The 25,028-nt window shown below is 28.2% G+C and carries 26 protein-coding genes and 1 other annotated feature; of the genes, 14 read left to right on the forward strand and 12 right to left on the reverse strand.

Annotated elements, in window-relative coordinates:
* The first annotated feature begins 20 nt into the window (after window positions 1-20).
* The 4 genes from deoC (at window position 21) to JJC02_07290 (ending at window position 2,904) form a co-directional block, all read left to right on the forward strand.
* Entirely contained in the window at window positions 21-680 is a 660-nt protein-coding gene (gene deoC, locus JJC02_07275) for a deoxyribose-phosphate aldolase (protein ID UDN55961.1), read from the forward strand.
* A gap of 181 nt (window positions 681-861) precedes the next feature.
* On the forward strand, window positions 862-1,230 hold the full coding sequence (locus JJC02_07280) for a GntR family transcriptional regulator (protein ID UDN55962.1): 369 nt from the start codon (window positions 862-864) through the stop codon (window positions 1,228-1,230).
* Between the two features lie 3 nt (window positions 1,231-1,233).
* Window positions 1,234-2,109, forward strand: coding sequence for an ABC transporter ATP-binding protein (locus JJC02_07285; GenBank protein ID UDN55963.1), 876 nt, complete (start codon window positions 1,234-1,236; stop codon window positions 2,107-2,109).
* Complete coding sequence (locus JJC02_07290; protein UDN55964.1) at window positions 2,110-2,904, forward strand: ABC transporter permease; 795 nt, start codon at window positions 2,110-2,112, stop codon at window positions 2,902-2,904. It begins immediately after the preceding gene.
* 94 nt (window positions 2,905-2,998) lie between these two features.
* Here JJC02_07290 and cdeA read toward each other — a convergent pair whose 3' ends face one another.
* Window positions 2,999-4,324 carry a multidrug efflux MATE transporter CdeA gene (gene cdeA, locus JJC02_07295; GenBank protein UDN55965.1) on the reverse strand — a complete coding sequence of 442 codons (1,326 nt, stop codon included), beginning with the start codon at window positions 4,322-4,324 and terminating at the stop codon, window positions 2,999-3,001.
* A 425-nt stretch (window positions 4,325-4,749) separates the two neighbouring features.
* Between cdeA and JJC02_07300 the strand changes: the two genes are divergently transcribed.
* From JJC02_07300 to JJC02_07315, 4 genes are read left to right on the forward strand one after another with little or no spacing between them, the layout of a single operon-like run.
* Complete coding sequence (locus JJC02_07300) at window positions 4,750-5,334, forward strand: TlpA family protein disulfide reductase (protein ID UDN55966.1); 585 nt, start codon at window positions 4,750-4,752, stop codon at window positions 5,332-5,334.
* Window positions 5,327-5,476: a hypothetical protein gene (locus JJC02_07305; GenBank protein UDN55967.1), complete on the forward strand. Its 150-nt coding sequence runs from the start codon at window positions 5,327-5,329 to the stop codon at window positions 5,474-5,476. The genes JJC02_07300 and JJC02_07305 overlap by 8 nt, the downstream gene beginning before the upstream one ends.
* Window positions 5,477-5,486: 10 nt before the next feature.
* A complete protein-coding gene (locus tag JJC02_07310) occupies window positions 5,487-6,383 on the forward strand; it encodes a 4Fe-4S binding protein (protein UDN55968.1) in 897 nt (298 codons plus the stop codon).
* Between the two features lie 4 nt (window positions 6,384-6,387).
* Window positions 6,388-6,927, forward strand: a complete 540-nt coding sequence (locus JJC02_07315) for a hypothetical protein (GenBank protein UDN55969.1) — start codon at window positions 6,388-6,390, stop codon at window positions 6,925-6,927.
* Window positions 6,928-7,123: 196 nt separating this feature from the next.
* On the opposite strand, the gene JJC02_07320 is transcribed toward JJC02_07315, so the two are convergent.
* From JJC02_07320 to JJC02_07335, 4 genes are all read right to left on the reverse strand, one after another.
* A complete protein-coding gene (locus tag JJC02_07320; protein ID UDN55970.1) occupies window positions 7,124-7,771 on the reverse strand; it encodes a lactate utilization protein in 648 nt (215 codons plus the stop codon).
* Between the two features lie 270 nt (window positions 7,772-8,041).
* Window positions 8,042-8,956, reverse strand: a complete 915-nt coding sequence (locus JJC02_07325; protein ID UDN55971.1) for a DUF2935 domain-containing protein — start codon at window positions 8,954-8,956, stop codon at window positions 8,042-8,044.
* A gap of 103 nt (window positions 8,957-9,059) precedes the next feature.
* On the reverse strand, window positions 9,060-9,212 hold the full coding sequence (locus JJC02_07330) for a hypothetical protein (protein ID UDN55972.1): 153 nt from the start codon (window positions 9,210-9,212) through the stop codon (window positions 9,060-9,062).
* Between the two features lie 193 nt (window positions 9,213-9,405).
* Complete coding sequence (locus JJC02_07335; protein ID UDN55973.1) at window positions 9,406-9,588, reverse strand: hypothetical protein; 183 nt, start codon at window positions 9,586-9,588, stop codon at window positions 9,406-9,408.
* 410 nt (window positions 9,589-9,998) lie between these two features.
* Here JJC02_07335 and JJC02_07340 point away from each other — a divergent pair, with 410 nt between their 5' ends.
* Entirely contained in the window at window positions 9,999-10,817 is an 819-nt protein-coding gene (locus JJC02_07340) for a MerR family transcriptional regulator (protein UDN55974.1), read from the forward strand.
* A 132-nt stretch (window positions 10,818-10,949) separates the two neighbouring features.
* Here JJC02_07340 and feoB read toward each other — a convergent pair whose 3' ends face one another.
* The 3 genes from feoB to JJC02_07355 all read right to left on the reverse strand — a co-directional run bounded on the left by feoB (window position 10,950) and on the right by JJC02_07355 (window position 14,091).
* Complete coding sequence (gene feoB, locus JJC02_07345; protein UDN55975.1) at window positions 10,950-13,070, reverse strand: ferrous iron transport protein B; 2,121 nt, start codon at window positions 13,068-13,070, stop codon at window positions 10,950-10,952.
* 26 nt (window positions 13,071-13,096) lie between these two features.
* Window positions 13,097-13,324: a ferrous iron transport protein A gene (locus tag JJC02_07350; protein UDN55976.1), complete on the reverse strand. Its 228-nt coding sequence runs from the start codon at window positions 13,322-13,324 to the stop codon at window positions 13,097-13,099.
* A 326-nt stretch (window positions 13,325-13,650) separates the two neighbouring features.
* On the reverse strand, window positions 13,651-14,091 hold the full coding sequence (locus JJC02_07355) for a GNAT family N-acetyltransferase (protein UDN55977.1): 441 nt from the start codon (window positions 14,089-14,091) through the stop codon (window positions 13,651-13,653).
* A 385-nt stretch (window positions 14,092-14,476) separates the two neighbouring features.
* Window positions 14,477-14,729, forward strand: a binding site (T-box leader).
* 73 nt (window positions 14,730-14,802) lie between these two features.
* Between JJC02_07355 and JJC02_07360 the strand changes: the two genes are divergently transcribed.
* Window positions 14,803-16,011, forward strand: a complete 1,209-nt coding sequence (locus JJC02_07360) for a tyrosine--tRNA ligase (protein UDN55978.1) — start codon at window positions 14,803-14,805, stop codon at window positions 16,009-16,011.
* A 59-nt stretch (window positions 16,012-16,070) separates the two neighbouring features.
* On the opposite strand, the gene JJC02_07365 is transcribed toward JJC02_07360, so the two are convergent.
* Entirely contained in the window at window positions 16,071-16,952 is an 882-nt protein-coding gene (locus JJC02_07365) for a polysaccharide deacetylase (protein ID UDN55979.1), read from the reverse strand.
* A gap of 396 nt (window positions 16,953-17,348) precedes the next feature.
* On the opposite strand from JJC02_07365, the gene JJC02_07370 reads away from it, so the two are divergent.
* From JJC02_07370 to JJC02_07385, 4 genes are all read left to right on the forward strand, one after another.
* Window positions 17,349-18,293 (forward strand): DMT family transporter, encoded by a 945-nt coding sequence (locus JJC02_07370; protein UDN55980.1) that lies wholly within the window; start codon window positions 17,349-17,351, stop codon window positions 18,291-18,293.
* 221 nt (window positions 18,294-18,514) lie between these two features.
* Window positions 18,515-19,060, forward strand: coding sequence for an NADH peroxidase (locus JJC02_07375; GenBank protein ID UDN55981.1), 546 nt, complete (start codon window positions 18,515-18,517; stop codon window positions 19,058-19,060).
* Between the two features lie 91 nt (window positions 19,061-19,151).
* Window positions 19,152-20,300 carry a DUF362 domain-containing protein gene (locus JJC02_07380; protein ID UDN55982.1) on the forward strand — a complete coding sequence of 383 codons (1,149 nt, stop codon included), beginning with the start codon at window positions 19,152-19,154 and terminating at the stop codon, window positions 20,298-20,300.
* Between the two features lie 52 nt (window positions 20,301-20,352).
* A complete protein-coding gene (locus JJC02_07385; GenBank protein ID UDN55983.1) occupies window positions 20,353-21,618 on the forward strand; it encodes a dihydroorotase in 1,266 nt (421 codons plus the stop codon).
* Between the two features lie 251 nt (window positions 21,619-21,869).
* On the opposite strand, the gene JJC02_07390 is transcribed toward JJC02_07385, so the two are convergent.
* From JJC02_07390 to JJC02_07400, 3 genes are read right to left on the reverse strand one after another with little or no spacing between them, the layout of a single operon-like run.
* Complete coding sequence (locus JJC02_07390) at window positions 21,870-23,102, reverse strand: ABC transporter permease (protein ID UDN55984.1); 1,233 nt, start codon at window positions 23,100-23,102, stop codon at window positions 21,870-21,872.
* Between the two features lie 2 nt (window positions 23,103-23,104).
* Window positions 23,105-23,779 (reverse strand): ABC transporter ATP-binding protein, encoded by a 675-nt coding sequence (locus tag JJC02_07395; GenBank protein ID UDN55985.1) that lies wholly within the window; start codon window positions 23,777-23,779, stop codon window positions 23,105-23,107.
* A gap of 7 nt (window positions 23,780-23,786) precedes the next feature.
* Entirely contained in the window at window positions 23,787-25,016 is a 1,230-nt protein-coding gene (locus JJC02_07400) for an efflux RND transporter periplasmic adaptor subunit (GenBank protein UDN55986.1), read from the reverse strand.
* Window positions 25,017-25,028: the final 12 nt, after the last annotated feature.

The following is a 25,028-nucleotide window of genomic DNA, read 5'->3' on the forward strand; positions in this document are numbered from 1 at the left end:
TATACACTTAGGAGGATTTTATGAAACATATATTAAAAACGGTAGACCATACTATTTTAAAAGCTACAACTACATGGGAAGATATTAAAATCTTATGTGATGAAGCTGTAAATATGAGTGTAGCATCAGTTTGTATACCACCATCATATGTAAAAAGAGCATCAGAATATCTAAAAGGCAAAATAAAAATATGCACAGTGATAGGATTTCCTCTAGGATACCAAACTACTGCAACAAAAGTATTTGAAGCAAAAGATGCTGTTGAAAATGGAGCAGATGAAGTTGATATGGTTGTAAATATTTCAGATATAAAAAATAAAGATTACGATAATATAGAAAATGAGATAAGAGAAATAAAAAAAGTTATAGGAGATAAATTATTAAAAGTCATTATAGAGACATGTTATTTAGATGAAGGTGAAAAAGTAAAGATGTGTGAAATAGTGACAATGTCAGGTGCAGACTTTATAAAAACATCTACTGGAATGGGAACAGGTGGAGCTACTTTAGAAGATATAAAGCTTATGAAAGAGCATATTGGAAAAAATGTAAAAATAAAGGCTGCAGGAGGCGTTAAATCAATTTCTGATGCAGAGAAATTTATAGAGGCAGGAGCCGGAAGACTAGGAACTAGCTCAATATGTAAAATATTAAAAAATGAGAATACAACAGACTATTAAAGTTTTTAACTTATGCATAGGATTACAAAGACTAAAATTTAATTGTAAATCTAAAGAATAAAAAACAGAGGGAATTTTCCCTCTGTTTTTTATTTAGTATTGACAGATAATATTTTTCAAGATATTATAAGTTATATGGTTAATTAGTTGAGTAACTAACTAATGTGGAAAGGAGGAACCTATGAAATTAGTACTAAACAATGAAGAACCCATATTTATTCAGATAGCACGAGCAATTGAAGATGAGATACTGTCAGATGGAATAAAAGAAGAAGAACAGGTTCCATCAACAACCGAGCTTTCAAAGCTTTATAAAATTAATCCAGCTACAGTATTAAAGGGTATAAATATATTGGTTGATAAGAATATTTTATATAAGAAGAGGGGGATAGGGATGTTTGTATCAGATGGTGCAAAAACTATTATAAAAGAAGCCAGAAAAGAAAATTTTAAACATAATTTTGTAAGAAATCTACTTCAAGAAGCTAACAAATTAGAAATAAATAGAGACGAATTAGTTGATATTATAATTAATTTCAAGGAGGATTAATATATGAATAGTTCTATTAAGATAGAAAATTTATATCATAGTTTTAATAAACAAAATGTTTTTAATAATATGTCTTTAAACTTTGAAAAAAATAAAATATATGGTTTATTAGGTAAGAATGGAGCTGGAAAAACAACATTATTAAATATAATGGTAAATCAGTTAATTCAAAACGAAGGTGAGATAGAAATATTAGGAAAGAACCTAAAAGAAGATATAAAAGTTTTAGAAGAAGTTTGTATTGTCAGGGAAAAAGAATTTTATAGTCCAGATTTTAAAGTAGGTCAGGTATTTGAATTTTCTTCTAGTTTTTATAAAAGCTACGACAAGAGCTTAGAAGAAGAATTATGCAAATATTTTGATTTAAATACTAAAAAAAAGTATAAACAATTATCGAGAGGTATGAAAACCATACTTTCAAATATAATAGGTATTTGTTCTAATTCAGCTATCACTATATTTGATGAACCGACAATTGGTTTAGATGCAGTAAATAGACAAGAGTTTTATAACATAATTTTAGATAGTTATATAAAAAATCCAAGAACAATAATAATATCAACTCATTTGATTGATGAAATAGATGATTTATTGGAGCATGTAATAATATTAAATGATGGAAAAATTATTATAGATGAAGAAATTGATGTTATAAAACAAAAAGCTCATTATATTACTGGAAATAAAGAAGAGTTAGAAAAATTAGAGTGTATAAAAAATATAAAGCCTAAAAAGACATTTGGAAATACAGTTGCTTATTTTTACTATGGTGATTTTAATGAAAATGATGAAAAAGTACTTAAAAATTCAAATATTGATGTAGGATATATAGGGCTACAAGATATGTTTGTTAACATGACTAAGAAGGAGGAATTGTAATTGAATGAATTAAAGCCGTATATAAAATTTTTTAATAAAAATACTAAATTGTATATAATTATATTTATGATTGTGGGAATTGTTATAAACATTTTGCCAGTGTTTATCCTCAAAATTTTTGGTGAAGCATCTAAAGATAATTTATCTACAATTGTGAATCCTATTTTAACATATATAACTATACTGATATTTGTGTATGGAGTAAATATAGCAAATAAAGACTTTTCAGGAGCTTTAAGTATAAGAGCAGATAGAAAAAGTTGTATAAAAGCTATTGTCATAGATTTAATTATTTTGAGCTTTGTGATTTCTATTTTAGGTATAGTTTTGATTTTTTTATCAAAGTTATTTATAGAAATTATGACAGGTTATAGTATAGACCTATCAGTTTTACTAAAGAGAGATATGATTTGGACGTCTATATCTGCACTGATAGAGCCTTCAACATCAAGTATAGCACTAACTTATTTAAATTATTTTGTGCAAATATGTATAAATGAAATGTGTGTAGGACTTATAGGAGTATTACTTGGAGCTTTTACATATAGAGTTAGAAAAGTTACTAGTATTACTATATTGATAGGATTACCGATATTAATGGTAATTTATATAGTTAATTTTGCAACTAAAAATATGCATAAGATGCTTGTGTACTTAGAAAAAATTATTTATTCATTTCAGAATCCTTTTATTTTATTAGGAACAAAAGTAGGAATTATAGTTATTTGCATAATATTTATAATTTTATTACTTAGAAAAGCACCAATTAAAGAGTATGCAAATGACTTATTGTAACTAAAATAAAACCTGCTCAAAAATCAAATTTATAAATTTGTATTTTAAAGCAGGTTTATTATTTTTAATAAATATTGATTTTAAATATTAATTTTTAATATTTATATCTACTTTTATATTTTTTTATAAATAGAATAGATATAAATATGGTTAGAACTTCAGCAAATGGAACTGTAAGCCATAATCCAGTCAGGTTCAACATAGGAGGAAGAGTTATGATTCCTATGATTATAAAAACAAAGGCACGACTAAAAGATATAATAGCTGAAATTTTTCCATTGTGAAATGCCGTAAAAAATCCTGATGCAAATATATTTATGCCAACAAATAAAAAAGCAAATGCAAATATTTTTAATCCCTGTAAGGCTAACTTAAATACTGTGTTATCTGGATTTACAAAAACTCTAACAATAAATGGTGCAAAAACTAAAGCAACAACGAACACTAAAAGAGAAGAAACAAATATAAATTTTAGAGAATGTTTAAATGTTTCTTTTAACTTATCACTATTTTCAGCACCAAAATTGTAGCTTATTAATGGAGATACTCCAGCAGCAAATCCTAGATAGACTGATGTCATTAAAAAATGAGCATATAATACTATGGTAAGAGCAGCAAGTCCATTTTCTCCTGCTAATCTTAAAGCTACTATATTAAATAAGAATGTTGTAATTCCTGTAGACAACTCTGTAACCATCTCAGAAGAACCATTTATCATAGTATCTCTTATAAGCCTAAAATCAGTTTTTGGCTTTCTTAGTTTTAGTGTAGACTTACTGGATATGAAGTAAATAATACCTAAAACACAAGTTAAAATAATACCTATAGCAGTTGCAACTGCGGCTCCTAAAAGACCCATTCCAAAATATTTAATAAACACATAATCTAATATTATATTTGTTATTCCACCAATAACTGATAGAAATAAACTAAATTTAGAATTTCCATCAGTTCTTGCAAAGTATTCAAATATAAATTTTAAAATATAAAATGGTGTACATAAAATCATAACTTTACCATACGTTATACAATATGGTAATAACTTATCTGTTGCACCAAGTAAAATAGATATTTCCTTGATGAAGAAATATGAGATTACTGTGAATAAAATCCCAACAATCAATGAAAACAAAACTATAAAAGAAAATGTAGAGTTGGCTTCATCCTGTCTATTTTCACCCATACGTATAGAAACGATAGCTCCTCCACCAGTTGCCATCATTATTCCAAATCCACAAACAAGGTTAATTATAGGTAGTACAATATTTATACTAGCAAGAGCATCTGAACCAACTAATGTTGATACAAAGATGCCATCTATTATTGTGTATAAAGATATAAATATCATGGATATAATTGCAGGAGAAACAAATTTTAGAAATTCAAAAGTAGTGAATTTTCTTGTAAATAAATTTTCCATAAATTTTACCTCCTTTTATTACTCTCTATATATAATAAGCTATATAGTTACTATATAGTCAAGAAAAACTTTATCTATAAGATAAATGGCTTTAAAGCAACAAAAAATCATATCAAAATGAATTTGTATAATTCTAATTAATAAACTTATATTAGTAAAAATAGATATATTGTATTAACAAAATCTAACTGTTTCTTAAGAAAATCTTTAGAAATATATGTATATAATCTTAAGATTTACAATCTATCATATTAATATAAGATTTTGTCTGCAGAGAAATATATTTTAGTAACAGTATATCTTTTATACAATTCGCTTTAAACTGGCTCTTATTTATTAACTATAATGATTTTAATATAGAAGATAAGTTACTTTTATTTCAATCAGAGATTTTATGTACTATATAGATTATAGGAGTGTGAGATATGAAAAGGTTTTTTATATTAATTTTAGGATGTGTTTTTGTTTTAGGTATGATTTCTGGTTGTACCAAAGAAGAATCTAAGGCAGTAGAAAAAAACAAAGATAATAGTGAATGGTTTAATAATTTAGAGACGGAGGATGTTGATGGAAATAAGGTAACAAAAGATATGTTTTCAAGTAAAGAACTTACCCTTATTAATGTTTGGACTACTTGGTGTGGACCATGTGTAGGTGAAATGCCAGAACTTGAGACCTTATCAAAAGAATATGAAAGTAATAATTCAAATGTAGCTATAAAAGGGTTAGTTGTGGAAGTTGAAGGAACTGATATTAAAACTGGTCTTTCAGATGAAGAGAAAAACTTAGTTAAAGATATTATGAAAAAGTCAGGTGTTACTTATCAACAATTAACTGTATCTGAAGAGCTTAAAAAAACTGATTTTAAGAGAATTGTAGGGTTTCCAACAAGCTATTTTGTAGACAAGAAAGGAAACTTTGTAGGTGAAAAAGTCACAGGTGCAAATAGCAAGGAAGAGTGGAAAAAAATTATAGATGAAAGACTAAAAATGGTAAAAAGCAATGAGTAACTTTATTAAAGATAATAAAAAGGGCATTTCTATCATTATAGTTAGTATTCTATTTATTGTATTAGGTGTATATCGTGGAGAAACAAATATAGTATTAACTAAAGCAATTATGATTTGTCTTGAATGTATTGGTATTGGTTAGGAGAAAAGGTATGAAGTTATTATCTAAGATAAACAATAATATAAGACTTATTGTTCAGGTTGCATTTACAGCATTGACAAATGGATATGTAAATGGATTTTTAGAAGGAACTATCTATGGAGGAGAAAGTAAAAAATTGTGTGTTCCTGGATTGAATTGTTATTCATGCCCAGGTGCACTTGGAGCATGTCCAATAGGTTCATTACAAGCAGTTCTATCAAGTAGAGAGTATAAATTCTCATTTTATGTTGTTGGTTTTTTTATGGCATTTGGTGCTATTTTTGGTAGATTTGTTTGTGGTTGGCTTTGTCCTTTTGGACTTTTTCAAGATTTCCTATATAAAATACCATTTCCAGTAAAGATAAAAAAAGTTTATGGTGATAAATATTTAAAATATCTAAAGTATATAGTCTTAATAATGTTTGTAATTATTCTGCCAATTACTGTTGTAAACGTAGCAGGAGGTGGAAACCCTTGGTTTTGCAAGTGGATTTGTCCTTCAGGTACACTTTTGGGAGGAATACCACTTATTTTAGAAAATGAGAATTTAAGAGAATCAATAGGATTTTTATTTAGCTGGAAGTTAAGTATTTTGTTATTGATATTGTTGATGTCAATCATGATTTATAGACCATTTTGCAGGTATATATGCCCTTTAGGAGCAATTTATAGCTTTTTTAATCCTATTTCAATATATAGATTTAAAATTGATAAATATAAATGTACGAATTGCACAGAATGCCAAGCAAAGTGTAAATTTGATATACCAGTATATAAAGATTTAAATAGTTTGGATTGTATCAGATGTGGTGAATGTATAAAAGTTTGTCCACACAATGCAATAACTACGACTTTTTCGAAAGATAAGAATATTTATAAAAAAAGATATAAAAGTAGGGAGAGATAATTTAATGAAGAAATTTACTATGTGTATTATAATGCTTGCAATGTCAGCATTGGTATTAATTGGATGTACTAGTGACAATGAGATAAAAAGTGAAGTAGACAATATGTTTAATGCAATAAAGACACAAGATTTAGATAATGTAGATAAGTATTTCCCAAAATCAGGTTTAGGCAATTTTATATATGACGATAAAGAAGGCTTTAAAATGTACTGTAAAAATATGACGTGGGAAATTTCAGATATAAAGAAGAATAAGGATAAAGTGATTGTAGATTTGAAAGTTAACAATACTGATATGGTTTCTATACTAAAAAAGAATCCTCCTAAATTAGGAGAGATGATGCCAAATCCAACTATGAAAGACATTGATTCTGCAAATAAAAAAGAATTTAATATTACATTAGAGTTGGTTAAATCTGATGATAATTATGCTTGTAAAGTTAATCAAGAATCTACAATGAAATTGTTAAATGTAATTACTGGAGGTGGTATAGATTATTTAGCTAACTACAATAAAGATTACTACAAACAACTTGATGAATAATAGAAAAAATATGAAAATTAAGGTATTGAATAATAAAGATGTAAATAAATTAGAATCAAAAATAGAAAGGTAAATTCAAAAGAATATGAAAGTGGTAGAATAAAAGTTTTATAGAAAATTTTATTCTACCACTTTTAAGGATAAGTTATTTTATATGATTTTATTATTTATAGAACTGTTTACATATATGTATATTTTATAGACCAAGATTTTCTCCTACTAATATTACTTTTATTTTTTTTGCTGGACGGCTAATTCTTGTGGTAACCATATATGCACAAATGCTTTCAGGGCTTGTACAATCTATACAGCTTCCATTAATATAACAAGGAGTATTGACATCTTGAAAACGTTGAACAACTGCTGGAGATGCAACTGTTCTAGTTCTTTGCATTGCATCATCAATATTTTTTACAATTTTATTCATACCAGCTACAACAATAACATTCTTTGGACCAAATATCATTGCAGCTACACGATTACCATTTCCATCAATATTAAAGAGTTGTCCATCTTCACTAATTGCATTACTACTCATCAAAAAAGTATCGCATAGAAGTGCTTGACGCATAATTTCTATTCTTTCTTCTGGAGTTTTTGCTAAATCTCTATCAATAACTCTAACCCCTTTTTCTCTAATAGCAGTTTGTATCCCCAATTCTTTAAGGGTTTCAGAGCCTCCCCACGATACTACATGATTTTGAGGAATTAAATCTAAAACTTGTTGCAAAGCCTCATTTCTAGTTTTACAGTAATAAGCATCAAAATAACGTTTTTTAAGAGATGTAACAATATGAGGGCCTAACTTGTCGTATCGTTTTTCTAATGGTGTTTGTCTTATCATGCTAAAATCACTCCCGTATTTAAATTTTAAAATTGTAACTATTATATTAACTAAACCTATACGATTTACGAAACCAATTTTATCATTAATATTTTCCTAAAATTATGAAAATAGTTACAATATAGTTATAACATAAATATGTATTTAGTATAAGAGTTATTGTTAGTTTTTAATAAATACTTAAATTTTATATAATTATAAAAAGTAAAGGTACAATTTAGATGTACCTTTACTTAAATATATAAAAGTTATTTTGAAAATATTTTTTAATTACATATTTCTATAGCTTTCTAGTATTCTAATATAATGATTAGCCTCTCTTAAAACATGGTCTGCTAAAAGAGGTAATATTATAGATTTTATCTTACATTGTTCTATTCCTGATGCTCCTGCTTCTTTAAAATCTTTAAATTCAACAGTTTCATTTAGAGTTTCTTCTGTAATACTTTCGATATTAGTATCAATCATTTCATTTGCTTTTTTAATTAATTCATTGAATTTCATAGCAAACTCATTTGAAGTATTTATCAGTTCACCTTCAGATGGGTCTAGTAATCCTCTCATAAATAGAGCATGTTCCATCATAATATGGTCCCAGAATAATTCTATTTCTTTAGCATTTTTTGAGTCAATGTCTATTTTATTTTCGAGGTCAATTACATAAGAACGGTATAAGTTTGCTTCATGTATTAGGTGCTCAAGAAGTAGAGGATAGTTTGAGGTAAATAGATTACATGATAGTACTCCATCTAAGACTCTTTCTTTTAAATTAATAAGACCATCAAGCAGTCTTATTGCATCAGAGTTAAGCTGAGCTACGTAATTTACTAAGTCTTGACCAACTTGTGGGTCTACACCACTTTGTAGATTTAATTCTCTTGTAGTTATATTTTGATTTATTTCTATCCCTGTAAGTTCTTCTGTTTTTTGTTCTGCACCTAATGTGAGAGTAGTTACAATTTCTTCTGAATATAATATATCAGGTCTAACTATACCATTACTAGCACTAACAGTGTATGATAATAAGTCTTCAAACTGTTTTTTGTAGTGGTCAGCTTCCATAGCAAGATTATAATCTTTATTTGTAAATCCTGCTTCTAAAAAAAGAGCGTGCTCTTTCATAATTCTTGAAAAAAATAAATGTAATTCTAGTGATAAAATAACATATTTTTGATTATCTATCATAATTTCCTCCCTTTAGAAAGTATCCTATTTATAATACTTTATTCGTAATATTTAAATTTATGTATATTATAAATAAATTAACCAAATTCAATTGCTACTAATATCAATAGTCCTTTTCCATTAGCATTGCCATTTTCATATGTAATGGGTCATTTACAATTGTTGGTTCTTTCTCATCAACCATGTTATAATTCCACATGCTGATTGTCATTACTGAAATACATACAATTATTATGATTCTAATGGTTATCAACAATCATTTTACTACATTCTTTTTCTTCATATTTATGTTGCATTATAAAAAATTTTGATTTATTAGCCTATTTCTTATTATAATTATAGCTTGATTTTATAACAGACTTATTTAGACTAAATTAATTATGTATATTAAAGTGGATAAGAAGAGTTTTACATAATATTCTTCTTACCCAGCTTTAATGTATTTAATTTTATGCCAAACCACATTCGCACAGTAGAATCATTACTCTATGGAGACATAATTCTACAACATCTTCTCCATATTTTTTAATAAAATCACCAATTTGAGTTTCTATGAATGAATAGTATTCTTTTAAACTAGCAATATATGCAGTCATTATGTGAACACATTCATCAATCTTATCTTTAAACACAACTAATCCCCCTAAAAAACGAAAAATAAAAATATTCGGTAAATAGCAGATATTATTTCATTCATAAATCTATATAGTATAATATATTGCTTAGATATACTTTACAAGTGGATATGTAAAACTGGTTACCATAATTGTAAAACTGGATAAATTTTTATTTGAAAAGAAAAAATATAAGAAATTGTGGCTGACAAGATTAACAAAACCAGAAGCTTTAAAACTTTTTAGTGATTTAAATAATAATACTTTAACAGAACTAATCTCAAAATTACATGATGAAGATTTAAATGACATTTAACCTTTAAAATTAAAAATATATTGATTTTATTAAATAAGAATTACTTGATTTAGTCAATAATAAAGAATATAGTAACTATATAGGCAACAAGACGATAAGGAGTGGATAAACTTTGGAAAAACAGTATTTTACTACAGGTGAATTTGCCAAATTGTGTGGAATATCTAAACAGACATTAATTTTTTATGATAAAATAGGTATTTTTTCTCCTGAATATAAAGATAAAAATAATTATAGATATTACTCTGTTTATCAATATGATACATTAGATATATTACAATCATTAAGAGAAATAGGAATGAGTCTAGAGGAAATAAAAGAGTATATACAAAATAGAAGTCCTCAACTTTGTGTGAAAATGCTTAGAGAAGAAGAAAAAAAGATAAGAGAAAAAATTAGAAAATTAAGAAAGATAAGTTCTAAGATGCAAAATAGAATAAATATAACAGTCGAAGGAATTTCTAAGATGGATAGTGAAGAAATTTATATATCCAAAAGACTTGAAGAATACTTAGTTTTATCAAGCGATTTGAGTAATATGAGTAATAATGATTTTATGATGGAATTAATAGATTTCACCAATTATTGTAAATCAAAAAATTTGTATCAAGGATATGAGTTGGGAGTAATAGTAAGCAATGAAAATATAAAAAATGGAGACTATTTAAGCATATCAAGTTTTTATTTGAAAATAGATAAAAAAATAAAGGATAAAAAGTTATATATAAAGCCAGAGGGAATGTATGCGTGTATAAAGCATATTGGAAAATATGAAGATTCATATAAATCCTATGAAAAACTGAAAAAATATATATATGAGAACGAATATAAAATTATTGGAAATTCATATGAAGAGAGTATACTTGACTTTTTTTGTGAAAGTAATGAAGATAATTATATGACCGAGATTTCAATCCAAGTATCTAGATAAGGATTAAAATAGAGATATATTCAAATGTTAAGTAATTCTACTTATCATTGAATATATCTCTATGCTTTATAATAAAGTATATAAATTTTTAAATAGTATCTATAGGATATGTTTGATGTAAGTTAATACTAATTATATAAATAAATTGTAAACTGTAGTTGTTAAAAAACAAACAATAAAAGCAAGTATAGTAGGCATTAAGAATCCTAAGGCAGTCCATTTTAAACTTCCAGTTTCTTTTTTTATTGTTAAAAGTGTTGTCGCACAAGGCCAGTGAAGTAAACTGAACAGCATAACATTTAAAGCTGTTAAATAAGTCCATCCATGTTCTCTAAGAACTTGACCTAAAGCATTAAAGCTATCTAATTCTATCATAGAACCAGTTGTTAGGTAAGCCATTAAAAGTATAGGTACGACTATCTCATTTGCTGGGAATCCAAGAATAAAAGCCATCAATATAAAACCATCAAGACCAATTAATTTGCCTAAAGGGTCTAAAAAGTTTGCAATATGTGATAATATGCTTAAATCTCCTATATAGATATTTGCAAATATCCAAGTTATGACACCAGCAGGTATGGCTACCATTACAGCTCTTCCTAAAACAAATATTGTTCTATCTATTATGGAAGTATATAAAGTTCTTCCTATTTGAGGAACTCTATAAGGTGGAAGTTCTAATGTAAATGTAGATGGAACTCCTTTTAATAGCGTCTTAGAAAGAGTATAAGAAACTAACAACGTTATTATAACACCTAGAATTATCAGTAAAGTTATGCAAAATGCAGTTGCTATACTTGATACAAAAGAACTAGTTATAACTGAGCTAAAAAATATTGTAGATATAGCTATCAAAGTAGGAAAACGACCATTGCAAGGTACAAAGTTGTTTGTAAGTATAGCTATAAGTCTTTCCCTTGGAGAATCAATTATTCTACAACCAATAACTCCAGCTGCATTACATCCAAATCCCATACACATAGTCAAACATTGTTTTCCATGTGCACAAGCTTTTTTAAATAGATGGTCTAAGTTAAATGCAACTCTTGGCAAATATCCAAAATCCTCAAGCAAGGTAAATAAAGGGAAGAATATTGCCATAGGAGGTAGCATTACAGAGATTACCCATGCTAATGTTCTATATAATCCTAAAACCAACATATCGTTTAACCATGATGGACAATTAATACTATTTAATATACTCGAAATACTTGGCTCAAATCCGAGTAATAAATTAGACAATAGAGTGGATGGATAGTTAGCACCTTCTATAGTAATCCACAATATAGTACCTAATAATAAGAGCATTATTGGAAGTCCAAATATTTTAGATGTTAATATTTTATCTACTTTTTCTTCTCTATCTGTTGAATTTTTAGCAACATTAGAACAACACTCATCACTTAGTTTTTTAGCATAATCATAGTTAATTTTAGTAAAGTCATCTCTTATTTTTTGTTTATTTATATTATCTGGAATCTTTTTCTTTACTTTATTAATAGCATCTATTGAATCTTTGTCTATATAATTACTCATAGATTCAAATATACTTTCATCACCATCAATAAGTCTAAGACCCAACCATCTGGAATTTATACTTGGCATAATATTATCCAATTCTGGTTGAATTGATTTTACTAGATTTTCTATATTTTCACTATATCTAACAGGTTTATTATTTAATTTATATTTATCAAAAGATACATCATTTAAAGTATCCAATAGTTCATCCATACCAGAACCATTTCTTGCAGCAGTTAAAATAACTGGAATACCAAGAGAATCCTCTAGAAGTTTTTTATCGATAGTAATTCCTTTTTTTCTAGCTTCATCTATTAGATTAATACACAAGATAACTTTATCTGTAAGTTCCATCACTTGAAATACTAAGTTTAAATTTCTTTCAAGACATGTAGCATCACATACTACTATTACTGCATCTGGATTACCAAAACATATAAAATCACGAGCCACAATTTCTTCTTGTGATAAGGCGAATAAAGAATATGTTCCTGGTAAATCTATTAATGCATATTCGGTATTTTTATATTTAAAGTTACCACGAGCTGTAGCTACAGTTTTTCCTGGCCAGTTTCCAGTATGCTGTCTAAGCCCTGTAAGATGATTAAATACAGTACTTTTACCTGTATTTGGATTGCCAGCCAATGCAATTACAAACTGGTCTTCTTTGTTGTCTATATCAAACATGTCTTTTAAAGAACTCATTTTAGTTGAGTTATGTGTTAACCCCATATTTAATATCCTCCTGCTAGAAAATTTTAAATGTCAGAAACTAATATTAAGCTACTTTCTTCTTGTCGTAGAGCTATCTTACTACCTCTGATTTTGTAGACAGTTAAATTATTTTTTGGACCTTTTCTAACTACATCTATAACAGCTCCTCTAGTAAGACCAAGCGCTAACATTCTTTCTCTTAAATTACCACTAGACAATATATCTTCAACTTTGACAGTTTTTTTCACTTGAATATCGTTAAGGTTTTTCATAGTAGCACCTCCATGCTTGAAATTTAGCCTGAGCTAATCTTCTTATTCTAAACTATGCATTATATTACTACCTTGTTACTTTTACAAAAAAAAGATAGGCAAGATGCCTATCACACAAAGTTGGGTATAATTCTTACTTTTGGGGAAAGTAGAATATAGAATAAAAATTAACATTTTGAATCCATATAATTATTGAATTTTGATAATAAAAAAATCAGAAAGCAAAAGCCTCCTGACTCTATGTAAGGTATTTTCAAATACCTAAATATCAATTCAATATATAATTTATACTTAAATTATATATTAACAATATTAGCTTGTCAACACTATAATCTCATTTTAATATGTTCAATGCCAGCTTCGTCATATACTTCTGATATTTCTTTAAAACCACAAGATAAGTAAAGGTTCTTTATATAAGTTTGTGCCGATAAAGTTATATTATTTTCGTGTAAATTAACCTTTATAAAATCTATAGCACAATCCATCATTTGTTTTGCTAAGCCTTTCCCTCTATGACTAGAAAGAACTAAAACCCTACCAATAGAGACCTCATTATAAGAGCTGTATTCTTTAGGAATTATTCTAGCATAAGCACAAATCAATCCATTGTCTTTTAAAAATATGTGATAACAGTTTTTATCTATATCATCATAATCGTTTAACGAAAATATCTTCTGTTCACAAGCAAATACCTCATATCTTGATTTTGCTATTTCATAAAATTCATCTAAACTTAAATCATTAAAGTGTTTAATTTTAAACATAGTAATTACCTCCTAATGTCTTAAAAAACTGAATATTAAGATATATTATATCATTTTTAACATAAATACTTTCATTAAAATTTACATTTATTAAAAATCTTTTTAAAAAGTGATATACTATATTAAAAATAAAACTTTAGTTAGAAAATTTATGATTTATGTAGACCGTGCTTTGAGAGATTGAATCAGAGCAATATAGTTAATAAACAAATAAATATTTTGATTGAAAAATAAGCTTTAGGTATTGGTAAAAAATATAAAAAAATAGTATAATGTAAAAAAACATGTGTATAATAATAAAAAAGGTTGACAAAATATAAAAATAATAATATATTATGAGTAAGTTAAGAAAAATTTCTTGTAATTGATGAAATAATCTGAATATACAAATGCTATGAAGAGAAGAAGTAGGGCTAGATTTTATTTAACAGAGAGTTCCAGTCTGGTGAAATGGAATAAATCGATTTAGTTTGAATACATCTCAGAGCAATATCTCTGAAAGATAACAACCACTAAGAGATATCGGAGTAGTACACGTTATAGTACACGAGTATATGTAATTGTACTCTAAGAGATTAGTATCGTGAGATATTGATGAACTAAGGTGGTAACACGTAAGCAATGCTTTCGTCCTTTTAAATAGGATGAAAGCTTTTTTTATTATAAAAATAAAGATTATAAATTATATAAATATTTTAGGAGGAATGAAAAATGAAATCGATAGACGAGCAAATGCGAATAATTATGAAAGGTGTAGATGATTTAATAGATGAGAAAGAGTTAAGGGAAAAGCTTATTAAATCAGAAAAAGAAGGAAAACCTATGATAGTAAAATTGGGTCTAGACCCAAGTGCTCCAGATATACATTTAGGGCATACGGTAGTTCTTAGAAAGATGAAACAGTTACAAGATTTAGGTCATCAAATAGTAATAATAATTGGAGACTTTACAGGAAAAATTGGAGACCCAACTGGAAAATCTAAGGCTAGAAAAGCTTTAACAACGGAGCAAGTTCTTGCAAATGCAAAAACTTATGAAGAGCAAATTTTTAAAGTTTTAGATAAAGAAAAAACTATTGTAAGATTTAATAGTGAGTGGTTGTCTAAATTAAATTTTGAAGATGTAATAAAATTAGCAGCAACTATTACTGTTGCAAGAATGTTGGAAAGAGAAGATTTTAAAAAGAGATATGAAGGACAAATGCCAATATCAGTACACGAGTTCTTCTACCCATTAATGCAAGCATATGATTCTATAGCATTAAAAGCAGATATAGAGCTTGGTGGAACTGACCAAAGATTCAACTTATTAATGGGAAGATCATTACAAAGAGAATTTGGTATGGAGTCTCAAATAGTAATAATGATGCCTTTAATAGAGGGATTAGATGGAAAAGAAAAAATGAGTAAGAGTTTAGGCAACTATATTGGAATAGATGAAGAAGCGGGTATAATGTACCAAAAATCTATGGAAATTCCTGATGAACTTATAATTAAATACTATAATTTAGTAACTGATGTTCATCCTGATGAAGTTAATAAAATAGAATCTCAGTTAAAAGATGGTTCAGTAAATCCAAGAGATATAAAGATGAACTTAGCAAGAGAAATAGTAACACTATACCATGGAGAAGAATCTGCCAGAGAAGCTGAAGAAAGATTTAAATCTGTATTCCAAAAAGGTCAAATACCTGAGGATATACAAACAATTCAAGTTAAGGAAGATGGATTCGATTTAATCGAGGTGCTGGTTGTTAATGAAATTGTTAAGAGTAAGAGTGAAGTTAGAAGATTAGCTTCTCAAGGCGGAGTAAAGGTAAATGGTGAAAAAGTAGAGGACTTAAGCACTATTGTAAAAGAAAGTGAATTAGTTATTCAAATAGGAAAGAAAAAATTTGTGAAAATTGAGCTAGTAAAATAGCATAAAATAAAAGCAAGTTTATTGAGTATAAAAGTATAATCAATGAACTTGCTTTTTTATTATATTAAAGTTTTAAACTGATAACCATTGTCTTTAAAATATGTTATAATTTGGTCTAATGCATTTACTGTTTCTTGTTTTCCATAAGTATCATGCATTAAAAGAACGACCATTTCTTTCCCTTCAGAAGATTTCTTTGCATGTTCAAATAACTCTTGAGCATTTTTCTTTTTACCTTCTGCATCAGCATTTAGAGCATTCCAATCAATTGATGCCATGTTTTTCTCTTTTAAGTAGTTTCTGAGAGGTTCCATATTTTTCCATGACATATACCCGCCTGGGCATCTAACTACATTTGAGGAAAAATTCTTTCCTAAAACTTTTTTCATAGCTTCATCAGTTTTGTTAAGTTCATTTACGAATGTATCAAGATTTAGGCTTCTGCCAGGATATAGTTTTTTGTAGTCATGAGTATAAGAGTGATGAGCTATTGCATTTCCTTCGTCAAATGTTCTTTTTAAAATCTCGTTAGCTCCTTTTCTTTCAAGAGAATCACCTTTAATAAAGAAAGTTCCTCTAATATCATGTCTCTTTAAGATATCTAGGACTTGTGGAGTATTAGTAGTAGATGGTCCATCATCAAATGTAAGAAAGACTATCTTTTCTCCATTGTTTGAATAGTCGTATTTGCTAAGTTTGTCCCAAACTATTTTTGCATCGTATCCATATTCTTTTGCAGCTTCTTTTTTCGCACCAATAATAGGTTCATTTTTTTCTTTTTCAATTCTTTCTTTTTCTAATTTTTCAGCTTTAAGTCTTTCCTGAGTTTCTTTCATTTCTTTTTTTCTAGACATATCCGCCCATGCCATAGAAAAAATACCAATAACTATTACAACAATTATAGTAAGTGCAATAGTTTTATTCTTTCTTTTTTTTACCATGATTACAGCATTCCCCCTTTTGTCGAATTGTATCAAAAATATATTATAATTATATCGAAGAAAGTAGAAAAAGTAAACCGACAAAGTTGTAACCAAGATAACTAAAGTGTAACTTATATGACATTATTTGCATAATATTAAAGTATCACAAATATCAAAATTATCTATAAAATATTAAAATTATCTATAAAAAAATTTAGTATAAGTAAAAAAATATAAAAATTTATTAAAAAGGTGTTTACAAAAAATGATTAATATATTACTGTTAAATAGTGGATATAAATTTGAGCTCAAAATGCATGTAAATTTAGATTTAAAATACTGAAAAAATTTACTATATTAATTTATAGTAATGCTTATAGAAAAACTCTCTTGCTGTTTAGGGGGTTTATAATTTTGCAAAAAAATAAAAAGGAGGGGGCTTTATTGAAAAAATATTTTGGAGAAATAGGACTAATATTTATATCAATTATATGGGGAAGTGGCTTTGTAGCAACCCAATTTGCATTAGACGGTGGGCTTACACCTCTACAAATCATAACTTTAAGATTTTTCTTAGCGGCTATATTTATGAATTTACTGTTTTTTAAACAGATTCATGCTAATATGGGAAAAAAATTATTAAAAGCAGGAGGGATTTTAGGAATATTTTTATTTCTAGCCTTCACAGTACAAACCATTGGACTTATGTACACTACACCATCTAAGAATGCATTTATAACAGCAGCAAATGTTGTAATAGTTCCATTCATAGGATTTATACTTTATAAAAGGAAACTTGATAAGATAGGAATAATAAGTAGTTTAGTAGCTCTTATAGGGATTGGTATACTTTCTTTAGAAGCAGATTTTTCTATTAATTTTGGAGATTTACTAACACTTATATGTTCATTTGGATTTGCATTTCATATATTCTTTACAAGTGAGTTTGCAAAAAATAACAACCCAATAGCATTGACAGCTATTCAATTTACTGTAGCGTTTTTAATGTCTTTAGTAGTTCAAACATTTGCAGGCCAACTAAAGATGGAAGCTGAATTATCTGGTTATATGGGAACTATGTACCTAGCTGTATTTAGTACTACAATAGGATTTTTATTTCAGACTATATGTCAAAAAAAGGTTGATGGAACTAGAACGGCTATAATATTATCCACAGAAGCTATATTTGGTACTATATTTTCTATAATAATTCTAAAGGAACTTATTACAGTAAAATTGGTTATTGGTAGCATCTTAATATTTGTTGCAGTCATAACTGCAGAAACTAAATTATCTTTTTTAAAGAGCAAAAAAGTAAAACTTAAAGACTCAGAAGAGTCTTCGTTGGAAAGTGTTTAATAGGACAATTATTTCCTAATTAATCAAATAAATTATATATTATGTAGAAATTTGACATCAAAACTTGGTTGATACTGGCGTTTCAAAGTGATAAAATTAATTAGGAAATAATTTTATTTTTAGTGTTTAAACTACAAAGCCGGGGGTATATATATTCTTGTAGCAAGTTATTAAACTTAAAAATAAAAATTTAATTATATAAAATTGGGAGGAAATTAATTATGAAAAAATTTGTTTGTACAGTATGTGGATATATACATGAAGGAGATGCTGCACCAGCACAATGTCCAGTATGTAAAGTTGGAGCTGATAAATTCGAAGAAATGAAAGGCGAAATGGTTTGGGCTGACGAGCATAGAATAGGAGTAGCTCAAGGTGTAGATGCAGAGATAATAGAAGGATTAAGAGCTAACTTTACTGGTGAATGTACAGAAGTAGGAATGTACTTAGCAATGAGTAGACAAGCTGATAGAGAAGGTTATCCAGAAGTAGCAGAAGCTTATAAGAGAATAGCTTTTGAAGAAGCTGAGCATGCTGCTAAATTTGCAGAACTTCTTGGAGAAGTTGTAGTTGCAGATACAAAAGAGAACTTAAGAGTTAGAGTTGACGCTGAATATGGTGCGACTGATGGAAAATTAAAATTAGCTAAGAGAGCAAAAGAATTAGGATTAGATGCTATACATGATACAGTACATGAAATGTGTAAAGACGAAGCTAGACATGGTAAAGCATTCTTAGGATTATTAAACAGACATTTTGGAAAATAATAATTAAAAATATAGATTAAAAGGAGAAACTTTTGTTTCTCCTTTTTTGAATTATACAAATAAATTGTTTTGATAAAAGGATGGAAATAATATGAAGTCAGTATCTGTTAGGAGTTGTAAAACTTACAATTATGAAAAAGTAAGAGATTCTATTGAAAAAAATTTAGAAGATATTGGAGGAATTGATAAATTTGTTAAAAAAGGGAGTAAAGTACTTGTAAAGCCAAATTTATTGATGAAAAAAAGACCTGAAGAAGCTACAACCACGCATCCTATGATTGTAAGAGTTGTATGTGAAAAGCTTTTAGAGTTAAATTGTGATATTACAATAGCAGATAGCCCTGGTGGTCCATATAATCAAAGTTCTCTTAAAAGTATCTATAAGGCATCTGGAATTGAAGGGGTAGCAAATGATTTGGGTATTAAGTTAAATTATGATGTTTCAGATGTTAAGATACATAGTGAAAAAGCGTATGTTCTCAAATATATGGATATTATTAAACCAATAGTAGATTCAGATTACGTAATAAATCTTTGTAAATTAAAGACTCATGTAATGGCAACTTTTACTGGTGGTACAAAAAACTTATATGGATGTATAGCTGGATTGAAAAAAGCAGAAATACATTACAGATTTCCTACAGAAGAATTGTTTTGTGAAAATGTACTTTTAGATATTTGCGACTATGTAAAGCCGACACTGACAATTATGGATGGGATAGTAGGTATGGAAGGTGATGGACCTTCAGCTGGCACTACTCGAGAAATAGGTGTCTTATTAGCATCACAAAATCCATATGCTATAGATGTTGTTGCATGTAAGATTATAAGTTTACTTCCAAATAGAGTTGCTACAATTAGAGGTGCTATTAAGAGAGGATATATACAAGAAGATTTTTCAGATATTGAGATTTTAGGTGAAGATATAAATGATTTAATTATAAAAGATTACAAGGTTCCAAATGTAAGTAAAGATTTAAGACTGTTTTCCGTAAAACTACCAAAATTTTTAAATGAACCTATTTCAAAGCTTATAACACCAAAGCCTGTGGTTAGATTTCAAGATTGTATAAAATGTGGAAAATGTAAGGAAGCTTGCCCTGCAACTACTATAGAGATAAAGGATAAGGGTGCTATTATAGACTTAAGTAAATGTATAAGATGTTACTGTTGCCATGAACTTTGTCCTAAAAAGGCTATTGATGTCAAACGTAATTTTGTATTTAAGTATGTAAAATAATGTATAATATTATATGAGTCTATATAAATTAAAAATATAAAGGAGAAATAAGATGATTTTAATTAAAAATGGTAGAGTAATAGACCCTAAAAGTCAGAGAGATGAGAATGTTGACTTAATTATAAAAGAAAATAAAATTTATAAGATAGGTAGGTTTGATGAAAGTGATGAATATGAAAAAGTAATAGATGCTAGTGGTAATGTAGTTGCGCCAGGTTTAGTAGATGTACATGTACACTTTAGAGACCCTGGATTTACATATAAAGAAGATATAGAAAGTGGGGCTAAATCTGCCGCTAGAGGTGGATTTACAACTGTTATATGTATGGCAAATACTAATCCTATTGTAGATAATGAAGATACTTTTAATTATGTTAAAGAAAAGTCAAAAAATGCATGTATAAATGTTTTACAAGCAGCTGCTATAACTAAAGGTTTTGAAGGGAAAGAGTTAGTTGATATGGAAACTCTTAAAAAAGCTGGTGTACCAGGATTTACTGATGATGGATTACCTTTAATGGATAGCAATCTAATTATGGAGGCAATGATTAAGGCAAAAGAGCTGAATGTACCACTTAGTTTTCATGAAGAAGACCCTTCTTTAGTTGGAAATCCAGGTGTGAATGCAGGGAAGATAGCTTCAGAGCTAGGATTAAAAGGTGCATCAAGTGTTGCAGAAGATGTTATGGTAGCTAGAGATTGTATGTTGGCACTAAAGACTGGTGCTAAGATTGATATACAACATATAAGTTCAGGTGTGTCTGTTGATATGGTTAGATTTGCAAAATATCTAGGTGCAAATGTAGTTGCAGAGGCTTCACCACATCACTTTACACTGACTGAGGAAGATGTATTAGAGTTTGGAACAAATGCAAAAATGAATCCACCCCTAAGAAGTAAGTGGGATAGAGATAAGATTATAGAGGGATTAAATGATGGCACTATTGAAATAATAGCAACAGACCATGCACCACATAGTAAAGAAGAAAAAGACAGAGAATTCATCAAAGCTCCAAGTGGCATTATTGGGCTTGAGACTTCTTTATCTCTTGGAATAACAAACTTAGTGCATAAAAACCATCTTAGCATGATGCAGTTAATAGAAAAAATGTCTACAAACCCTGCGAAACTATACAATTTAAATATTGGCTTTATAGAAGAAGGGGCAGTAGCAGATATTGTTATATTCAACCCTGAAGAAGAGTGGACAGTTGAAAGCTTTGCTTCTAAAGCTGATAATTCACCATTTAAAGGGAAGTCTCTATATGGTAAGGTTAATTATACAATATGTAATGGAGAGATTGTATATAACGCTTAATTTAGAAAAATGAATCATAGTGACTTTGAGGAAATAAGAGTTTTAAAAGTTAAAATCTACGTAATTTAGATATAGAGAAAGAGAAGCTTTTTTAACAGATTTTATAAGAGAAATAATAGACTAGAAACTAAAGAACGCACTACTATATTTGAAAAAGATTAAATTCTTAATCTATCATATATAATAGTGCGTTATATATTAAATTTGTTTTAGATAAATAAATATAAAAATCATAAATCTTTATATAATGTCTATTTATAAATTGCCTTTATAGGGTCGAGTTTAGAGGCTTTAAAGGCTGGTATCAGACCAAATACAACCCCAGTTAATATAGTAGCTACAATAGCATAAAATAAGCTATTTAAACTAGGAATGGCTTCAAATCCGATGTATTTAGAAACATAATTAGTAGCAATAAATCCAACTATAGTTCCTAAAATTCCACCACATACTGTTATAAATACAGCCTCAACTAAAAATTGAAATAATATGGACCTAGGTTTTGCACCAATAGCACGTCTTATACCAATTTCTCTTTGCCTTTCCATAACAGATACATACATTATATTCATTACACCAATGCCACCAACAAACATTGCAACTACAGTTATTATAGATACATATTTGTTTACATTGGAATTAATGCTTTCAAGATAAGCTGTCTGTTCAGTTGGGTCTGGTGTAGTATAAGAACCATTGATACCAGGGTGCATCTCATATAATTTAGCTATAACATTGTTTGCAACTTCATTTACATTATAGCCTTTAGAAGAAACTAAGTCTAACTGGTAAATTTCATTTGAATAAGAATTTTGACTCATTAAAGTGTCAAAAGCCTTTTTAGGTATAAGGGAAGTAGTAAACTGTATATCTTGGTAACCTCCAAAGAATCCTCCAGCTTGGTTTTGCTGAGAGTCATCTAATACCCCTATTATCTCAAATATAGTTCCATTTATATTGATACCATGACCTAAGGCATCTTCTGGATTTTCAAAAATTTCACTTGTACTTTGTAATGTAAGCAAAATTACTTTTCTTTTTTCATCATCTAAAGAAAAATCTCTACCACAAATTAAATTTATTTTAGAATCTTTTTTTACTGGTCCAACATCAACATACGTAGTCTTTTTGTCAAAAGATGCTTGTGAAGAGTAAACTGAATCAAGATTAAATCCATCTCTTGAAGGAGCTATTCTTTCTACTCCTTCAACAAAGGATAATTCTTCTAAGTCTTTTGCATTAAATGGTTTTAAAAAAATACTCATATCATCAGTAAGACCTGTGTTATCAGCCGATTCAAATGAAATAGTAGTTTTATTAGGGTTTACATTATTAACTGATTTCTTAATTTCTTTTTGAAATCCATTACCTATAGAACTAACAAGTATTACTGAAGTTATTCCTATTATAATCCAGAGTAAAGCTACAAATACACGAAGCTTGTGACCTTTTAAATTAGCCAAAGAATTTTTTAATAAACTCATGATTACACCTCCGAAGTAAACACACCATCTTTAAGTCGTATAACCTTAGTTGCATACTTAGTTAAATCTTGATCATGTGTAACCATTATTATAGTCTTACCTTGTTTGTTAAGCTTTGTTAAAAGCTCCATAATTTCTCTGCTAGTTTCACTATCTAATGCCCCAGTCGGTTCATCTGCAAAGATTATTTGAGGGTCATTTGCCAAGCAGCGTGCAATGGCTACACGCTGTTGTTGACCACCAGATAATTGAAGTGGTTTCTGTTTAAGCTTGTCCAAAAGCCCAACAGAATCTAACTTATCTTTAACAATTTTTTCTCTATCAGATTTTTTTAGCGTTTTATTGTAAATTAGAGGCAACTCTACATTTTGATATACATTTAGAGTTTCTATTAAATTAAATTGTTGGAAAACAAATCCAATATTAATATTTCTAAAAACAGAACGTTCATTTTCACTCAAATTAGTTACGTTTGTTCCGTCAAATATATACCTTCCTTTATCAAATACATCTAGAAAACCTAAAATATTAAGTAAAGTGGTTTTACCACTACCAGATTTACCCATTATCATGACAAATTCTCCAGATTCAATTTCTAAGTTTAATGATTTTAAAACATGTAATTCATCTTTCCCTACTTTGTAATATTTTTGAATATTTTCTAATTTAATTAACATATGTAAATTAATTCACATCCATATTAACTTCTTCTACTTCTTTGTTTGGAGTAGCATTTCCATCATTAGAGCCAGCAGTTACGCCATTGCCTTGAACTGGGTCTCCTTCTTTCATTTCTTTAGTAGGGTGTTTTATTACTATATCGCCTTGTTCAAGACCGCCTCTAATTACAGCAAAATCATCATTTTGACTTGCTATATCTACAATTTGCTTTTTCAAAATACCATCTAAATCCTTAAATACATATGAGTGTTTTTTGTCTTTAAGAACACAAGATGTTGGTATTTTAAAGCTTGAATTGGCTACTTCAAGTGATGCTTGAAGATGAAATCCATTTACTAATCCTTCTTGACTATCGAATGCTATGTTTATATCATAATAAGATAGAGTATTCTGCTGAGCTCCCATCTCAGTATTTGGAGTAGATGGTTTATCAGATATAAAGTTTATTCTACCAGTAAGTTTTTGGTCAGTTGAGAAAACTAATATATTAACCATTTGGTCAATCTTCATTTTAGGTAAATCTTGCTCACTTGCTTGTCCTTTCATATAAAACTCTAGACCTTGAATAGTCATAAATGAGACTGGTTGGTCTGGGTTTCCGGTTTGGTCATTTAAGTATACCGTGCCATCAAAAGGAGCAGTAACTCTGTCATATGCTTTTCTATCCAGAGAAGTTATCTGAGAGTTTAAAGCAGTTATCTGAGCATTTATAGAAGCAATAGCATCTCTATTTTCAGCAATATTATAAAGTGATATTTTTTGTTTTTTGTATTGACTAAGTTGTGATTTTAAACTATCTATTTCTGCTATTATAGTTGGATTTTTGGCAGTAAAAAGAAGGTCTCCTTGATTTACTTTTTGACCATTTGTAACATTAACATCACTTAGCTCATAATCTCCAGATATATTGAAGTCCTTAGTTTGCTTAGGAATAACCATACCATTTATAAATATTTTTTCATTTTCAGGAATAGTATATGTTTCGATAAAGTTTTCCTTAGCTTGTAATCTAATGTTTTTTGAATCAACATAAGCAAGCACTCCTAGAATTAAAAGTATGATTATTGCTATGCCTAAATATGTTTTGAATCTTTTATTTTTAAAGGGATTGTTTTTAAAACCTTTATTTTTAGACTTGAAGCTACTGCTTCCAAAACTGTTATTTCTAAAGTTGCTACTTTTAAAACTGTTATTTCTAAATTTTTTATTTTTAAATTTTTTTAGAAAAGACATGTCTTCCTCCTT

Origin of the sequence: Clostridioides sp. ES-S-0054-01 (assembly GCA_021561035.1) — a bacterium.
Lineage (GTDB): Bacteria > Bacillota > Clostridia > Peptostreptococcales > Peptostreptococcaceae > Clostridioides.

Bases quoted from the DNA above. Each gene is read 5' to 3' on its own strand.
- JJC02_07315 (UDN55969.1), top strand. From the start codon at position 6,388: ATGAAGAAATTTACTATGTGTATTATAATGCTTGCAATGTCAGCATTG.
- JJC02_07320 (UDN55970.1), bottom strand. From the start codon at position 7,771: ATGATAAGACAAACACCATTAGAAAAACGATACGACAAGTTAGGCCCT.
- JJC02_07380 (UDN55982.1), top strand. From the start codon at position 19,152: ATGAAGTCAGTATCTGTTAGGAGTTGTAAAACTTACAATTATGAAAAA.
- deoC (UDN55961.1), top strand. From the start codon at position 21: ATGAAACATATATTAAAAACGGTAGACCATACTATTTTAAAAGCTACA.
- JJC02_07350 (UDN55976.1), bottom strand. From the start codon at position 13,324: ATGAAAAACCTTAACGATATTCAAGTGAAAAAAACTGTCAAAGTTGAA.
- JJC02_07300 (UDN55966.1), top strand. From the start codon at position 4,750: ATGAAAAGGTTTTTTATATTAATTTTAGGATGTGTTTTTGTTTTAGGT.
- JJC02_07310 (UDN55968.1), top strand. From the start codon at position 5,487: ATGAAGTTATTATCTAAGATAAACAATAATATAAGACTTATTGTTCAG.
- feoB (UDN55975.1), bottom strand. From the start codon at position 13,070: ATGGGGTTAACACATAACTCAACTAAAATGAGTTCTTTAAAAGACATG.
- JJC02_07305 (UDN55967.1), top strand. From the start codon at position 5,327: ATGAGTAACTTTATTAAAGATAATAAAAAGGGCATTTCTATCATTATA.
- JJC02_07375 (UDN55981.1), top strand. From the start codon at position 18,515: ATGAAAAAATTTGTTTGTACAGTATGTGGATATATACATGAAGGAGAT.
- JJC02_07280 (UDN55962.1), top strand. From the start codon at position 862: ATGAAATTAGTACTAAACAATGAAGAACCCATATTTATTCAGATAGCA.
- JJC02_07365 (UDN55979.1), bottom strand. From the start codon at position 16,952: ATGGTAAAAAAAAGAAAGAATAAAACTATTGCACTTACTATAATTGTT.
- JJC02_07385 (UDN55983.1), top strand. From the start codon at position 20,353: ATGATTTTAATTAAAAATGGTAGAGTAATAGACCCTAAAAGTCAGAGA.
- JJC02_07325 (UDN55971.1), bottom strand. From the start codon at position 8,956: ATGATAGATAATCAAAAATATGTTATTTTATCACTAGAATTACATTTA.
- JJC02_07395 (UDN55985.1), bottom strand. From the start codon at position 23,779: ATGTTAATTAAATTAGAAAATATTCAAAAATATTACAAAGTAGGGAAA.
- JJC02_07355 (UDN55977.1), bottom strand. From the start codon at position 14,091: ATGTTTAAAATTAAACACTTTAATGATTTAAGTTTAGATGAATTTTAT.
- JJC02_07400 (UDN55986.1), bottom strand. From the start codon at position 25,016: ATGTCTTTTCTAAAAAAATTTAAAAATAAAAAATTTAGAAATAACAGT.
- cdeA (UDN55965.1), bottom strand. From the start codon at position 4,324: ATGGAAAATTTATTTACAAGAAAATTCACTACTTTTGAATTTCTAAAA.
- JJC02_07285 (UDN55963.1), top strand. From the start codon at position 1,234: ATGAATAGTTCTATTAAGATAGAAAATTTATATCATAGTTTTAATAAA.
- JJC02_07390 (UDN55984.1), bottom strand. From the start codon at position 23,102: ATGAGTTTATTAAAAAATTCTTTGGCTAATTTAAAAGGTCACAAGCTT.
- JJC02_07360 (UDN55978.1), top strand. From the start codon at position 14,803: ATGAAATCGATAGACGAGCAAATGCGAATAATTATGAAAGGTGTAGAT.